This window comes from Capnocytophaga sp. oral taxon 412 str. F0487 (assembly GCF_000271925.1).
Taxonomy (GTDB): Bacteria; Bacteroidota; Bacteroidia; order Flavobacteriales; family Flavobacteriaceae; genus Capnocytophaga; species Capnocytophaga ochracea.
In genome coordinates, this window is the sequence record NZ_AJZR01000006.1 from 64,792 (window position 1) to 79,698 (window position 14,907).

At 38.5% G+C, this 14,907-nt stretch carries 16 protein-coding genes; 11 read left to right on the top strand and 5 right to left on the bottom strand.

Features of this window, described 5'->3' with window-relative positions:
• Together HMPREF1321_RS00890 and HMPREF1321_RS00895 are read right to left on the bottom strand one after the other, a co-directional pair.
• The gene (locus HMPREF1321_RS00890) at positions 1–747 is read right to left on the bottom strand and encodes an alpha/beta hydrolase (RefSeq protein ID WP_009420501.1); all 747 of its coding nucleotides are present in this window, start codon (positions 745–747) and stop codon (positions 1–3) included.
• On the bottom strand, positions 737–1,993 hold the full coding sequence (locus tag HMPREF1321_RS00895) for a dihydroorotase (RefSeq protein WP_009421040.1): 1,257 nt from the start codon (positions 1,991–1,993) through the stop codon (positions 737–739). Before HMPREF1321_RS00895 ends, HMPREF1321_RS00890 begins: the two co-directional genes overlap by 11 nt.
• Positions 1,994–2,334: 341 nt before the next feature.
• On the opposite strand from HMPREF1321_RS00895, the gene HMPREF1321_RS00900 reads away from it, so the two are divergent.
• The 8 genes from HMPREF1321_RS00900 (at position 2,335) to hemE (ending at position 9,554) form a co-directional block, all read left to right on the top strand.
• Positions 2,335–2,847, top strand: a complete 513-nt coding sequence (locus HMPREF1321_RS00900) for an NUDIX hydrolase (protein WP_009410731.1) — start codon at positions 2,335–2,337, stop codon at positions 2,845–2,847.
• A gap of 131 nt (positions 2,848–2,978) precedes the next feature.
• Positions 2,979–4,463, top strand: a complete 1,485-nt coding sequence (locus tag HMPREF1321_RS00905; RefSeq protein WP_009410730.1) for a cellulose synthase family protein — start codon at positions 2,979–2,981, stop codon at positions 4,461–4,463.
• Positions 4,464–4,560: 97 nt separating this feature from the next.
• Entirely contained in the window at positions 4,561–4,917 is a 357-nt protein-coding gene (locus HMPREF1321_RS00910) for an MmcQ/YjbR family DNA-binding protein (protein WP_009420939.1), read from the top strand.
• A 1-nt stretch (position 4,918) separates the two neighbouring features.
• The gene (locus tag HMPREF1321_RS00915; protein ID WP_009421016.1) at positions 4,919–5,338 is read left to right on the top strand and encodes a VOC family protein; all 420 of its coding nucleotides are present in this window, start codon (positions 4,919–4,921) and stop codon (positions 5,336–5,338) included.
• Between the two features lie 3 nt (positions 5,339–5,341).
• On the top strand, positions 5,342–6,283 hold the full coding sequence (locus HMPREF1321_RS00920) for an NAD(P)H-dependent flavin oxidoreductase (RefSeq protein WP_009420958.1): 942 nt from the start codon (positions 5,342–5,344) through the stop codon (positions 6,281–6,283).
• Between the two features lie 79 nt (positions 6,284–6,362).
• Entirely contained in the window at positions 6,363–7,454 is a 1,092-nt protein-coding gene (gene ychF / locus HMPREF1321_RS00925) for a redox-regulated ATPase YchF (RefSeq protein ID WP_009420988.1), read from the top strand.
• Positions 7,455–7,704: 250 nt separating this feature from the next.
• Positions 7,705–8,454, top strand: coding sequence for a triose-phosphate isomerase (tpiA, locus tag HMPREF1321_RS00930; protein ID WP_009420925.1), 750 nt, complete (start codon positions 7,705–7,707; stop codon positions 8,452–8,454).
• A 74-nt stretch (positions 8,455–8,528) separates the two neighbouring features.
• Entirely contained in the window at positions 8,529–9,554 is a 1,026-nt protein-coding gene (gene hemE / locus HMPREF1321_RS00935) for a uroporphyrinogen decarboxylase (RefSeq protein WP_009420932.1), read from the top strand.
• Between the two features lie 4 nt (positions 9,555–9,558).
• On the opposite strand, the gene HMPREF1321_RS00940 is transcribed toward hemE, so the two are convergent.
• Positions 9,559–10,587, bottom strand: a complete 1,029-nt coding sequence (locus HMPREF1321_RS00940) for a threonine aldolase family protein (protein ID WP_009421006.1) — start codon at positions 10,585–10,587, stop codon at positions 9,559–9,561.
• 152 nt (positions 10,588–10,739) lie between these two features.
• Between HMPREF1321_RS00940 and HMPREF1321_RS00945 the strand changes: the two genes are divergently transcribed.
• Both HMPREF1321_RS00945 and rimM read left to right on the top strand, forming a co-directional pair.
• Positions 10,740–11,282, top strand: coding sequence for a 30S ribosomal protein S16 (locus tag HMPREF1321_RS00945; protein ID WP_009420491.1), 543 nt, complete (start codon positions 10,740–10,742; stop codon positions 11,280–11,282).
• A gap of 4 nt (positions 11,283–11,286) precedes the next feature.
• A complete protein-coding gene (gene rimM / locus HMPREF1321_RS00950) occupies positions 11,287–11,820 on the top strand; it encodes a ribosome maturation factor RimM (protein ID WP_009421013.1) in 534 nt (177 codons plus the stop codon).
• A gap of 77 nt (positions 11,821–11,897) precedes the next feature.
• Here the strand turns inward: rimM and HMPREF1321_RS00955 are convergent, their stop codons facing one another.
• Both HMPREF1321_RS00955 and panD read right to left on the bottom strand, forming a co-directional pair.
• Positions 11,898–12,851, bottom strand: coding sequence for a YbhN family protein (locus HMPREF1321_RS00955; RefSeq protein ID WP_009420997.1), 954 nt, complete (start codon positions 12,849–12,851; stop codon positions 11,898–11,900).
• Positions 12,848–13,198, bottom strand: coding sequence for an aspartate 1-decarboxylase (panD, locus tag HMPREF1321_RS00960; RefSeq protein WP_002672875.1), 351 nt, complete (start codon positions 13,196–13,198; stop codon positions 12,848–12,850). Before panD ends, HMPREF1321_RS00955 begins: the two co-directional genes overlap by 4 nt.
• A 318-nt stretch (positions 13,199–13,516) precedes the next feature.
• Here panD and HMPREF1321_RS00965 point away from each other — a divergent pair, with 318 nt between their 5' ends.
• Positions 13,517–14,884 carry a TlpA family protein disulfide reductase gene (locus HMPREF1321_RS00965; protein WP_034575398.1) on the top strand — a complete coding sequence of 456 codons (1,368 nt, stop codon included), beginning with the start codon at positions 13,517–13,519 and terminating at the stop codon, positions 14,882–14,884.
• The last annotated feature ends 23 nt before the right edge of the window (positions 14,885–14,907 follow it).

Sequence of the window (14,907 nt, forward strand, 5' to 3'; positions counted from 1 at the left end):
TCAATATTTACTAAGCCATTCACGGAATGAATAAAAGTTTTGTGGTGATACACCGTGCCCTATCGGAAACTCTTCATAAGTGCATTTAGCCCCTATCGATTTTAAAAACTCAGGGGTTTTCCTGTCCCATTCCACAGGTATTACTTGGTCACTGGTGCCGTGCGATACGTAAAAGTGCGTAGCCGAATGGTTCTCTTTCTTATATCCGTCTTTCAAGATATCCTCATTTAAGTAACCACTCAGTGCTATTACTCTGCGTATTTTCTTAGGATAAGATATCGCAATAGCCATACTCAATATACTCCCCTGACTGAATCCTAAGAGGTTTATGTTTCTCGTATCCAAATCATATACCTTACAAGCCTCATCAATACATCTCATTATTAATTCACGCGATTCAATAGCTTGCTCATTATCGCTCCAATAGGCTTGGTCTTCATCAAAGTTAATCATATACCACGCATAACCAAATGAGGTTAAATTATAAGGCGCACGCAATGATATAATCGTGTATTCTTTGGGTAATTCATCGGCAAAGGAGAAAAGGTCTTCCTCATTGCTCCCATAACCGTGCAACATAAATATTACAGGCGAACGTTTAGTCCTTACCTGTGGTTCGCGAATTACGTATTCTAAAGGTAGTTTTTTATGTGTTTCCATTGTTTTTTTCTTTGTTTTAAAGTAACAGTTTGTAAATAATAAAATCAAGCTCCCTATAACAAAGGTAAGACATTTCTTAAACTCCATCGTTCAATATTGCTTGTCCGTGAGCAATAATCCCCAATACTTTTCCTTTCATCGTCGCACCTATAAAAGCACTATTCTTTGAAGCTGATAATATCATCTCTTTTGTAAAAACAGTCTCTCCTTCGGGAGTAAAGATAGTAACATCAGCTTCTGTATTTTCAGCTATGGGTACAGTAGGTATCCCGAAACGTTTGCGCGCCGAGGTAAGCAGTGTTATCGCTCTTTCAACAGTTGTATACTGACTCAGCACACCCCACACATTCTCCAGCCCAATAGTTCCAAACGAGGCAAGGTCAAACTCTTTAAATTTGAGTTCTATGTCCAACGGATTATGGTCAGAGGTAACAAAGTCTATCGCTCCTCTTTGTAAGGCGTCTCTTAGTTCCTTTACATTTTCAGTATCGCGCAAAGGGGGCAACACTTTGTAATTGGTATCAAACCCTCCTAAAACCTCGTCAGTAAACTGAATATTATGGATAGCTACACTACAAGTCACGTCCAATCCTTTGTTTTTTGCCTCCTCAATAAGCGCTACCGATTTTGCTGTGGATATAGTAGGAATATGTAACTTCCCCCCTGCGTATTCTAATATAGCCAAATCACGCGCTACACACAGTTCTTCAGCCAAAGCAGGAATGCCTTTTAGTCCTAATCGGGTGCCTTCTATATGCTCATTCACCACACCTTTACCCATAATTTTAGCATCGTTAGGAAAAGAAATAACAATACCACCGAAAGGCTGTGTATATTGCAAGGCTATTTTCAGCAGGTTGCTGTTGTATATGGGCTTCTTATAATCGCCAAAAGCCACAGCACCTCCATTTTGCATATCGTAAAGCTCGGCAAGAAATTCCCCCTTGCTCTCTACCGTTAATGCCCCAATAGGGTGAGCGGTAGTAGCAAAATGCTTCGTTTTTTCTTTGATATACATTACAGCTTGCTTGTTGTCGGCTACGGGGTGAGTAAGCGGATTAACGAGCACGTGTGTAAAACCACTTCTCTGTGCCGTAAGCATTCCATTCTCTAAGGTCTCCCGCTCTTCAAAGCCTGGTTCGCCAAAGCAAACACTGCTATCCGTCCAACCTTGTGATATATAAGTGTTTTCCAGCACCTTATCTACCCCTTCGGCAGCAATATGATTGGATATCTGCTTAATAACCCCATCTGAAATTAAAATATCTTTTACAGCACCGTGATAGGCACTCTCTTCATCAATAATCTTTGCCGACTTGAGTAATATATCCATAGAATTACGCTTTTAATTTCTCTGCAAAGGTACAACTAAAAAAACAATTAAAAACTATTTTTACAAATTATTTTTTTCAGATAACAAAATTTAGTACATTTGTCGCCTAATAAAAAAAGACAACAAGTACAAAAAGTTATTTTTATAAGCGAATCCCTATAAGATGCAGAAAATTTTTCTACAAAACACCCTTTACACAGTGATACTGCACGTATAGCTATCGTCCAAGATTCGTCCAAGATTCGTATAAGGTTTGTCCAAGATAGGTATACAGAATATTTTTCTAACCTTAAAAATCTGTTATCTCAACACTCACCTAATTAAAAAAACACCCAAAAACTATGGAAAGCATATTTAAACATTGCCCAAATTGTACTTCTACAAACATCGAATTTCCCAATAATGTGCGCTTTTTATGCCACGATTGCGGTTTTACCTATTTCCACAATATTGCCGCCGCGGTAGCAGTAGTGTTCAAGCATAAAGATAAAATACTATTTACAGTCCGCAATATGAACCCCGACAAAGGGAAACTCGACCTTCCAGGTGGTTTTATCGACCCCAACGAAACGGCTCAAGAAGCAGCTTGTCGCGAAGTAAAAGAAGAAATGGGACTCATCATCAAACCTGAGCAACTGCGCTTCATCACCACCTACCCCAATAATTATCTGTACAAAAATGTACCCTACCGCACTATGGATATCTTTTTCGAATGCGAACTCAAAGCCGAAGAAGTACATATTGTAGCCCCCGATGAAATTAAAGAACTCCGGTGGATTGCTCTTAAAGATATTCGAGAAGAAGAAATTGGTTTTATATCAGTGCGTACAGTCATAAAACAACTTCAAAGCTAATTATTGATATACAGTTTATTAGTTTAGAAAAAAGAGAGATTTCTTAAAAAATAATTTCTTTTTTGCTTGGTGTTTTCAAAAAAACACGTACATTTGCAAAATCTAAAAGAAAGAACATAAAACAATAATTTATGGCAACAATTATCAATTACGCGATTATTATTATCTATTGTACAGCATTAGTAGGCATTTTCTTATATAGCCTTTCAATGCTTAGTTTGCTACTGAACTATCTCAAACATCGCAAACAAAACGACGAGGCTCCTAAGTTTAACTTGCTCGACCCTAAGGAGATTCCGTACGTAACCATCCAGCTACCACTTTACAACGAGAAGTATGTAGTACGTCGTTTGCTCGAAAATATCGCAAAATTGGAGTACCCTCGTACCAAACTCGAAATTCAAGTGCTCGACGACTCTACCGACGAATCAGTAGCTGAAACCGCTGAAATCATTAAAGAACTACAAGCTACAGGCTTGGATATTAAGCACATTCGTCGCACCAATCGCGAAGGCTTTAAGGCTGGTGCTCTTAAAGAAGGCTTAGCTATTGCCAAAGGTGATTTTGTTGCCATCTTCGATGCCGACTTTATGCCTCAACCCGATTGGCTCAAACGTACGGTAGTATACTTCAAAGACCCTGAAATAGGCGTAGTGCAAACTCGCTGGGGGCACATCAACCGCAATTATTCTATCCTTACTAAAATACAAGCTCTCGCTCTTGATGTCCATTTCACTCTTGAACAAGTAGGACGTAATTCTAAAGGATATTTTATCAACTTCAACGGTACAGCAGGTATTTGGCGTAAAGCGTGCATTTACGATGCAGGTAACTGGGAAGGCGACACCCTTACCGAAGACCTCGACCTTAGTTATCGTGCTCAATTAAAGAATTGGAAATTCAAATATTTGGAAGATGTAGAAACTCCTGCCGAGCTTCCAGTAGTTATTTCAGCAGCACGCTCTCAACAGTTCCGCTGGAACAAAGGAGGAGCTGAGAACTTCCGTAAAACAGTAAGCCGTGTATTAGCAGCTAAAAACATAGGTTGGAAAACCAAATTTCACGGGGTAATGCACCTCCTCAATAGCTCTATGTTCTTATGGGTATTTGTGGTATCAGTTCTTAGTATTCCTATGTTGTACATCAAAAACCAATACGGACATTTAGCGTGGATATTCCACATTACTAGTTTCTTTATCATCAGTACTGTTATCTTGTTTATTTGCTATTGGTTTACTTATAAGAACCTGCAAGGAAAGACCTTCGACGACTTTTTAAACTACATCAAACTGTTTGTAACGTTCTTCTCAGTAGCCTTAGGTTTCTCTTTCCATAACACTGTTGCAGTACTCGAAGGACACACAGGTAAACGCAGTGAGTTTGTGCGTACCCCTAAATTCAATATCAATGCACTTTCCGATAGCTGGAAAAACAACAAATACATCAATACCAAACTATCACCTAATATGATAGTAGAATTCTTACTAATGTTGTATTTTCTCTTTGGACTATACAGTGCCGTTCGTCTTAACGACTTTGGTATGTTCCCATTCCACTGTATGCTTACCCTAGGTTTTGGATTTGTATTCTTCAAATCACTTACCTCAAAAGCTTAATTGATTAGTATATTTGTAAATTAGCAAATGAATGTATAAAATAAAGGGTTGTCTTGAATAATAGGCAACCCTTTTATCTTATCTCTTACCTAAAACAATGAACTTAGAAACTTTCAGAGACTTTTGCTTGTCCTTACCACATACTACTGAAGATATGCCTTTTGGCGAGGACATATTGGCTTTTCGCATTTGTGGGAGGATATTTGTGCTTACGAATTTAGAAAGCGTCCCTTTGAGGGCAAGTCTCAAATGCAACCCTGAGCGCGCTTTGGAGCTTCGTGAGCAATACCCTGAAAAGATTATAGCAGGCTATCACTTAAACAAAAAACTTTGGAATACAGTTTTGGTAGAAAGCCTCCCTCCCACTCTTATTGAAGAAATGGTACAACATTCTTACGAAGAAGTACTCGCCAAAGTACCTAAAAAAGAGAAAGAACTTATAACAAATCAATAGTATGAGACAAAAATTTACTTTGATTACTTTGGGCGTTCGCGATTTTCAAAAAGCCCTTAGTTTCTACGAAGGCTTAGGTTGGCAAAAATCAGATAAAAGTATGGACGACTATGCTCTTTTTCCTTTGGGAGGCATCGTATTGGGACTTTACCCCTTAGAAGAACTTTCAGAAGATACTACTTTGCCTTATGAGTCAAGTTCGTTTGCAGGAATGACTATCAGCTACAATGCTACCTCGGAAGCGGAAGTAGACGCTGTATTAGCCAAAGTTAAAGAATTAGGAGCAACTATAATAAAACCTGCTCAAAAAGTATTTTGGGGTGGCTATAGCGGTTACTTTAAAGATTTAGACGGTTATGTGTTTGAAGTCGCTTATAATCCTTTTTGGGAGTTCGATGAGAATAACAATCTTAAATTGTAGACAATGAAAACACGTATTACAGAACTTTTTAATATTCAATATCCTATTATTCAAGGAGGAATGATATGGGCAAGTGGTTGGCGATTGGCTTCAGCAGTGAGCAATGCAGGCGGTTTAGGACTATTGGGCGCAGGCTCTATGCACCCCGAAACCCTTACAGAACACATACGTAAGTGTAAAGCGGCTACCGATAAACCTTTTGGGGTGAATATTCCTATTATGTACCCCGAAATGGACAAAGCTATTGAAGTGATTTTGCGCGAAGGGGTAAAGATTGTATTTACTTCGGCAGGAAATCCGGCTACCTATACCTCTTTATTGCAAAAAGAAGGCATAAAAGTAGCTCACGTAGTGAGTAGTAGTAAGTTTGCCCTTAAAGCCCAAGTTGCTGGCGTAGATGCTGTGGTAGCTGAGGGCTTTGAAGCGGGCGGTCACAACGGACGTGAAGAAACTAGCACAATGGTGCTCATTCCTGCTGTGCGCAAAGTATTAAATATTCCTCTCATTGCTGCAGGGGGAATTGCTACAGGTAGCGGAATGCTTGCTGCTCTTGCCTTAGGTGCCGAAGGGGTACAGATAGGCAGCAGGTTCGTAGCTACTACCGAGGCTTCTGTACACCCTAATTTTAAAGAAAGAATAGTAGCCGCCGGAGAAGGTGATACAGAACTTACGTTAAAGGAATTAGCCCCTGTACGTTTGCTTAAAAACGGCTTCTATAAGGAAGTAAAAGAGCTCTACAACACTCAGCGAGCTACTGTCGAAAACCTTAAAGCCTTAGTAGGTAATCGCCGTACCAAACAAGGAATGTTTGAAGGAGACGTAGAACAAGGCGAGTTAGAAATAGGGCAAGTAGCGAGTCTCATTACCCAGGTGCAAAGCGTAAAAGAGGTTATTGATGAGATGGTGATGGAATACAGGAGAAGTATTAAGAAATTACCTCATTAATAAAATAGTATTATTAGAATATTTGTCATTATTGTTATTTACCGTACTTTTGCACCCTAAAATTATACAATAAATATATATGAAAGCAGGAATTGTAGGACTGCCCAACGTGGGGAAGTCTACTTTATTTAATTGTTTATCAAATGCTAAAGCACAGAGTGCTAACTTCCCTTTTTGTACTATAGAGCCCAACTTGGGTGTTGTAAACGTACCTGACCCCCGTTTAGAGAAACTCGAAAGCCTTGTAAAACCTGAGCGTGTAATGCCTGCAACGGTAGAGATTGTAGACATAGCTGGACTGGTGAAAGGCGCCAGTAAAGGCGAAGGTTTGGGTAACCAATTTTTGGGAAATATACGTGAGTGTAATGCGATTATCCACGTATTGCGTTGTTTTGAAAATGACAACATCGTACACGTTGATGGGAGTGTAGACCCTATACGCGATAAAGAAACTATTGATATAGAATTGCAGTTAAAAGACCTTGAAACGGTTGAAAAACGCTTGGAGAAAGTAACACGTGCAGCGAAAGCAGGCGATAAGAAAGCGGCGAAAGAAATGGACTTGCTCAACCGTGTAAAGGAGGCTTTGCTCACGGGTGTTTCGGCTCGTGCCGTGCAAGTAAGCGATGAAGAAAAAGAATTGATGGACAGTTTCCAACTGCTCACTACCAAGCCTGTGCTATATGTGTGCAATGTAGATGAAAAATCGGCTAAAAACGGAAACGCTTATGTGGAACAAGTGAAAGATGCCGTAAAAGGCGAAGATGCCGAAGTGATTGTATTGGCAGTAGCCACTGAAGCCGACATCACCGAATTGGAAAGTTACGAAGAACGCCAAATGTTCTTGGAAGATATAGGTTTAGAAGAACCAGGAGCCTCTAAACTCATTCGTGCAGCTTATCACCTGCTGAACCTACAAACTTATTTCACCGCAGGAGTAAAAGAAGTGCGTGCGTGGACGATTCATCAAGGAGACACTGCCCCTCAAGCCGCAGGGGTAATTCACACCGATTTTGAGAAAGGATTTATTCGTGCCGAGGTAATCGCTTATAATGATTTTATTACTTATGGCAGTGAGGCTAAAGTAAAAGAAGCTGGTAAAATGCGCGTGGAAGGTAAAGAATATATCGTGAAAGACGGCGATATTATGCACTTCCGCTTTAACGTATAAAAAAGCCGGTAAGCAGATTCCCATCGCTTACCGACAAAAATAATTCTAAATTAAATAATCTTTATGGTTCAACTTTGTGCTTGAAAAGCAATCGCTTTTAAAAGACGAGGCAAAGATATGGCAATATTCTATTAGAAACAATATAAATTAGCTAATTAGGTAATTCGTTAGTAGTGTTCATCAGTAATTTTGCTAATTGGTAAATTATTTATATCTTTGCCGAGAAGTTAGAAAATAAAAAGTTCATTATATGAGAAAAAAAATTGTAGCAGGGAACTGGAAAATGAACAACGACCTTAACAAGTCGTTAGCACTTATTTCCGACCTATTGAAAAAAGTACCTCAAACAAATGCTGAGGTAATGATTGCCCCTACCTTTGTAAACCTTATTCCAGCTGTAGAAGCAGTAAAAGGTAGCCACATCGAAGTAATTGCGCAAAATATGCACTTTGCTGAAAACGGTGCTTACACGGGAGAAATTTCGGCTGAAATGTTAGGCAGTATTGGGGTAAAAACTACTATTTTAGGACACTCTGAGCGCCGTGCTTACTTTAACGAAACTGATGAGAGTTTAGCTAAAAAAGTGAACACAGCCCTTAAACACAATATGCGTGTAGTGTTCTGTATTGGTGAAGAGTTAGCTGACCGCAAAGCTAATAAGCACTTTGATGTGGTAGGTAGCCAAATCAAAAATGGTTTGTTCCACTTGCCTGCTGAGGCTTGGCAACATATTGTATTGGCTTACGAACCTGTATGGGCTATTGGTACAGGCGAAACCGCTACTCCTGACCAAGCACAGGAAATTCACCACTTTATTCGTAAAACTATTGCTGACAAATACGGCAAAGGGGTTGCTGATAAAGTATCCATCTTGTATGGAGGTAGTGTAAAACCGGATAATGCAAAAGAAATCTTTGCAAAAGAAGATGTAGATGGCGGACTCATAGGTGGGGCTGCCCTTAAAGCTGATGATTTTGTTACTATTATCAAAAGCATTTAAAAGTTATTATTCCTTTTATAACGACTGTCCAATGAACTTTGTTCTTGGGCAGTCTTCTTTATGTAAATTAAAATATGATACAAAACGACTTATTCTTGAGAGTACTCAGCGGTGAGGTTACTGAACGACCGCCTGTGTGGATGATGCGTCAAGCAGGACGCTATTTGCCCGAATTTAGAGCTTTACGCGATAAATACGACTTCTTTACGCGCTGTCAGACACCGGAGCTGGCTGCGGAAATCACCGTACAACCGGTAGATATAGTAGGGGTAGATGCTGCGATATTGTTTTCGGATATATTGGTAGTGCCTCAGGCTATGAATATAGAAGTAGAAATGAAAAAAGGCGTGGGACCGTGGTTGCCTAAGCCTATCCGTACAGCTAAAGATGTGGAACAAGTAATTGTGCCTAATATTGAAGAGCATTTGGGCTACGTAATGGAGGCAGTAAAGCTCACTAAGCAAATGCTGAACAATCGTGTGCCCTTAATTGGCTTTGCGGGTTCGCCTTGGACGATTTTCTGTTATGCGGTGGAAGGCTCAGGTTCACGTGATTTTTCGACGGCTAAGGAGCTTTGTTTTACGCAGCCTTCGGTAGCACACAGCTTATTGCAAAAGATTACTGACACAACGATTCTTTACCTGAAAGAAAAAGTAAAAGCAGGGGTAGATGCCGTACAGCTTTTTGATAGCTGGGGAGGAGTGTTAGCTCCTGACGACTATCGCACATTCTCGTGGCAATACCTCAACCAAATAGTAGAAGCTCTTGCTCCTTTTACCAAAGTGATTGTCTTCGCGAAAGGCTGTTGGTATGCTTTGCCTGAAATGGCAACTTCTAATGCAGCTGCTTTGGGTGTGGACTGGACGTGCGCCCCTGAAATAGCGCGCGAACTTACAAGAGGTAAAAAAGTATTACAAGGTAACTTCGACCCCTCACGACTCTTAGCACCTCCTGCCGAAATCAAAAAGAAAGTGAAAGAGATGATAGATGCTTTTGGAAAAGACCATTATATTGCCAACTTAGGGCACGGTATCTTACCTAATGTGCCCGTAGAAAATGCTATTGCTTTTGTAGAGGCAGTAAAATCCTATCGCTTATAAAAAGCTATAGTTTTTTAATAGCGTAAATGAGAGTATCTACATCTTCTGGTTTAGTAGCCCAAGAAGTGATAAGACGTATGGCTGTATGGGTTTCATCGACTTTCTTCCATATATAAAAATCGAATTGCCTTTGGAGAAGAGCTACTTGCTCATTAGTGAGAATAGGGAACACCTGATTAGTAGGAGTATGCGACAAGAAGTGTACTCCTTTTTCTATAAAAGCGTCTTGAATACGTTTAGCTTGAGCATTTGCGTGAAGAGCTAATTCATTAAATAAATTATTTTGGAAAAGCTCCAAGAACTGTATGCCGAGAAACCTTCCTTTGGCAAGTAAAGCCCCTTTTTGTTTGATATGGTACTCAAAGCCCAATTGAAGTTCAGGATTGTTTAAAACAATTGCTTCTCCCATTATTGCCCCATTTTTAGTAGCTCCTATATAGAAAGCATCGGTATAACGAGCTAAATCTTCCCAAGTAATATCATTGCCAGAAGCATTGAGAGCGTGAGCTAAACGAGCTCCATCGATATAGAGTAAGAGGTTCAGTTCTTGACACAGATGGTACAAATCTTTTAATTCTTGAAGCGTATAGATAGAGCCTAATTCAGTAGCATTGGAAATGTATACTAATCGGGGCACTACTTGATGAGGAAAATTGGTGTAACAAGTTGCTACTTCACGAATATCATCAAGTTGTATTTTGCCATCTATTGCAGGAGTTATGTGTATTTTATGTCCGGTAGCTTCGATAGCTCCCGTTTCGCTATCGCAAATATGAGAGGTTTCGCAAGTAATAACGCTTTCATAAGGACGTAACATTGCTCCTAATGCTAAGAGATTGGCTTGTGTACCTCCGCTTACGAAATATATTTTACTTTGAGGATTATTTAGTTTTTCGGCAATAAGAGCTTTTGCTTTAGTAGTATAAGTATCGCAACCATATCCTTGTTGTTGTTCGAGGTTGCTTTCTAACATTCGGTTTAAAATAGAAGGGTGAGCCCCTTCGGAATAGTCGTTTTTAAATGATATTTTCATAGTTTGTTCAAAGGTAATAGAGAGCTGCTATTACGAATTCAGAATGCAAAAGTAAAACTTTTTTATGTAAGAACGTTGTGAATATGAAAAAATTTATTACTTTTGCGCCCGAATTAATAACGAGGTCGTGAACCTCACTAATTAAATTTTTTATGCCAGTAAAAATTAGATTACAACGTCACGGAAAAAAAGGCAAGCCTTTCTATTGGATTGTAGCTGCTAATTCACGTGCAAAAAGAGATGGTAAATTCCTTGAAAAGTTAGGAACTTACAATCCTGTTAGCAATCCTGCTCAGATTGAAATAGATGTAGATGCAGCTGTAAAATGGTTGAAAAACGGAGCACAACCTAGTGACACAGCACGTCGTATTCTTTCTTACAAAGGGATATTGCTAAAATACCACTTGCTTGGTGGAGTTGCCAAAGGAGCTTTGACCGAAGAACAAGCAGAGGCTAAGTTCAATGCTTGGGTAGAAGAGAAAGCTAACAAAGTATCTACAAAAGAACAAAAATTAGCTAAAGAGAAAGCAGAAGCAAAAGCAAAGGCTTTGGACGCTGAAAAAGAAGCTAATGAGAAACGCAAGAACGCTGCTGTAGCTAAAGCTACCGAAGCAACAGCTGAAGCAACCGAAGAGGTTACGGAAGCTACCGAAGCTGAAGCTCCTGCTGAAGAAAATAACGAAACTGAGGCATAACCCTATGACTTTAAAAGATTGTTTTTATATAGGAACAATTGTGTCAAAGTTTAGTTTTAAGGGCGAGGTGCTAATTAAGTTAGATTCCGACGACCCTGAAATGTATGAAGAAATGGAATCAGTATTTATTGCCTTAGGCAATAATCTGGTTCCTTTTTTTATTGAAAAGAGCACTTTACACAAGTCGGATTTATTGCGCGTGAAGTTTGAAGAGATAGAAACTGAGGCTGATGCAGAAGCTCTATTGAGACACAAAGTTTATTTACCTCTTGCGGTATTGCCTAAACTATCGGGGAATAAGTTTTATTACCACGAAGTGATAGGGTTTCAGGTGGAAGATGTGCACTACGGAGTAGTAGGGAAAATAGTTGCAATAAACGACAGTACTTCTCAAGCGTTATTTGAAATTGAGAATGAGAACGGAAATGAGATACTTATTCCTATGGCTGATGAGTTTATTGAGAAGATAGATAGAGCCCACAAGAAAATTATTGTAAAAACCCCAGAAGGACTTATTGATTTGTATTTAGAAAATTAAGTACAAGCATAAAATATAAACAAGGTTATCAAAAGCTATTTTGATAACCTTGTTTATTTATCTTAATAAGAGAAAAACTACAGATTATGCTTCTTCAACAAGGGAAGAAAGAAGAATGAAAGGCTTCCCAATAAGAGCGTCATAGCAAATTGTGATGTCCATACAATCCAACCAAAGGCTGTACCCACAGGAGTAGCTACTCCAAACAAAAATAGTACTTCGGCAATAAAAAAGGGATAAGAACCAAAGCCTGCATTGGTGAAGGTCATTGCAAAACTACCCACCACAAAAGCTGTAAGCACATTGGGCAAACTGATATGTGCGGTTTCGGGTAGGGCAAAAAACGGAATATAGAACATCAAAAAGTACATTGCCCAAATAAAAAGAGTATGAAAAAGAAATAGTGTTCTATGTTTTATTTTTACGACTGATAGGATTCCTTCCTTTATTCCGTTTAAAAAGACTTTTACCTTGATAAAAAAAGGTTTATCGGAAGTGTAAATGAAATACAAAAAAACTATAAACGAAAAACCTCCTATACCCATCAACCACATTAGTTTTTGAAAAGGTATTTTGGAGAGAAGAAAGTTGCTTATAACCTCGAATTGGAGAATGAAAGCGAGCATAGTGAATAGAAAAAGCAAAAGTAGGTCGATAATTCGTTCGGAGATGATAGTGCCTAATGATTTCTCGAAAGGGACTCCGTCGTAATTGCTTACTACTAAGGCACGAGAGACCTCGCCTGAACGCGGTATGGTTACATTCACCAAATAACCAATGAACACAGCCATTGCTCTATGTAAGAAAGCTGTGCGGTAACCCAAAGGTTTTAGCAACAAATGCCAACGTATGGCTCGAGAAAGGTCACTTAAAAATCCTAAAAATACAGCCAAAATGATATAGAAGTAATCAGCGTTTAGAAAAGTGTGTTTTATTTGGACAAACTGTTCTTCGTTAAATTGGCGATAAGCATACCAACACAAGAAAACGCCTACAAATATCGGAAGGGCTATCTTTAAGAACTTTTTCATTCGATTAGGTTGGTTGTTTCATTAGGGAAGATAATAGAAGGCTTAAAAGTTTTAGCTTCTTCAAAATCCATTAAAGCGTAGGATATGATGATGATGATATCACCTTTTTGCACTTTACGAGCAGCAGGGCCATTCAGTACAATAGCACCTGATTTTCTCTTTCCTTTAATAATATAAGTTTCGAAGCGTTCACCATTATTAACATCTACAATGGACACCTTTTCTCCCTCAATCATTTGAGCTGCCTCCAACAAATCTTCGTCAATGGTAATGCTTCCGATATAATCTAAATCGGCACCTGTAACCTTAACGCGGTGAATTTTAGATTTTAATACTTCTATTTGCATATTTATATTTGTATTGTTTTAAAAAACGGCGCAAATGTACGTTAAAAAATTGAAAACAGTGTAAGAAAGAAAAAAATTATGCTTACCTCTGCCCTATCCTTAGCTTATACAAACCTTGGACGATTGTTATACAAAGAGTATTTATAAGTTTAATATTCAACATCTTAAAGAATAGTAATTTTATATAAATGAGATTATCATTCTCAGTTTTTAGTTAGAAAGATTTATTTTGCATAAATTACAATAGAAAAAAATAGGAAGAAAGTGCTTGTTTACTAAAAAATATTCTTATCTTTGCCACCTAATTATATTTTACAAATGATGATGAAAAAACTATTTATTTTGTCGTTAGCCGCAATAGGCTTTGTAGCTTGTAGTAAACGAGCTGATTATATAGTGCTTTCAGGAAAAGTAGAAGGCACTAATGGGATTCCTTTGGAGCTGAAGATAATAGGTGGTGAAGTAGACCAGCCATTGCATATCAAACCCGATGGTACTTTTCAAGACACGCTTCGCGTACCTTCTAATTACTATACTATTTTCAATCCTCAGGGAATAGAAATTCCGTTGTATTTGGAGCAAGGAGACGAACTTGGGGTTAATATCGACCTCACTAAGATGCCTTTAGAAATAAAGTTCTCGGGCAAGGATACGCTTGCAAATGCTTATTTGCACAAGAAAGCTGACCTTACAATGGAAATTCAGAAAAGTGGTGGTATGCAACAACTTTTAGTTAAAGCACCTGCAGAATTTAAAACAGCCGTAAATGAGTATAGCAAAAAGTATACTGACCTTTTGAAAAACACTAAGAACCTCTCTAAAGACTTCGTTAAAAAAGAGGAAAAGGCTATTAACTACGAAATGCTTTACTTAAAATCTATTTACAAAAATGCACACCAAAAACTCACTCAAGAAGAGGTAGCACTTCCTAAAGAGTTTGCTGATGAGCTCGCTAAGATAGATTATGATATTGCTGAAGATTATAATACCTACAGAGCTTACAAAGAATTAGTTACTAATAAACTATTCGATAAGTTTCAAGATAACGAAAACGACGAAAACCCTTGGGGTAAACTCATCGCACACGTAAAAGGTCTGAAATCTAAAAACATTAAAGCAGACCTTACTCGTTATTTTATCAGTGGAGTTTCAGTAGCTAACACTCCTGAAGAAAATGCTGAACTCATCAAAAGTATCAAAGAAAACGTGAAAGACACTGCTGCCTTAAAAGAGTTAGACAGACGTATAGCGGTACTTGAAAGGCTAAAACCTGGTACAGATTTTCCTCCTTTTACAGCTGAAGATTTGAATGGCAAACCAGTATCTTATGAAAGTCTTAAAGACAAATTGCTTTACATCGACGTTTGGGCAACTTGGTGTAAACCTTGTATAAAAGAAATACCAAGTATGAAGGCTTTGCAAGAAGCATACAAAGGCAAACCCGTTACTTTTGTAAGTATTTCAGTAGACCAAGACAAAGAGGCTTGGAAAGCTGCTGTACAACGTGAGAAGCTAAGTGGTATCCAACTATACACTAACCTAAGTATGAACCGCGATTTCATAGATAACTACGACTTGAGCGGTATCCCTCGTTTTATGTTAGTAAAGAATGGTAAAATCATTAGCATTAGTGCACCTAAACCATCAGATGCTAAGGTAAAAGAACTTATCAACGCGAATTTATAACAAATACTTTTTTCATATTGAAC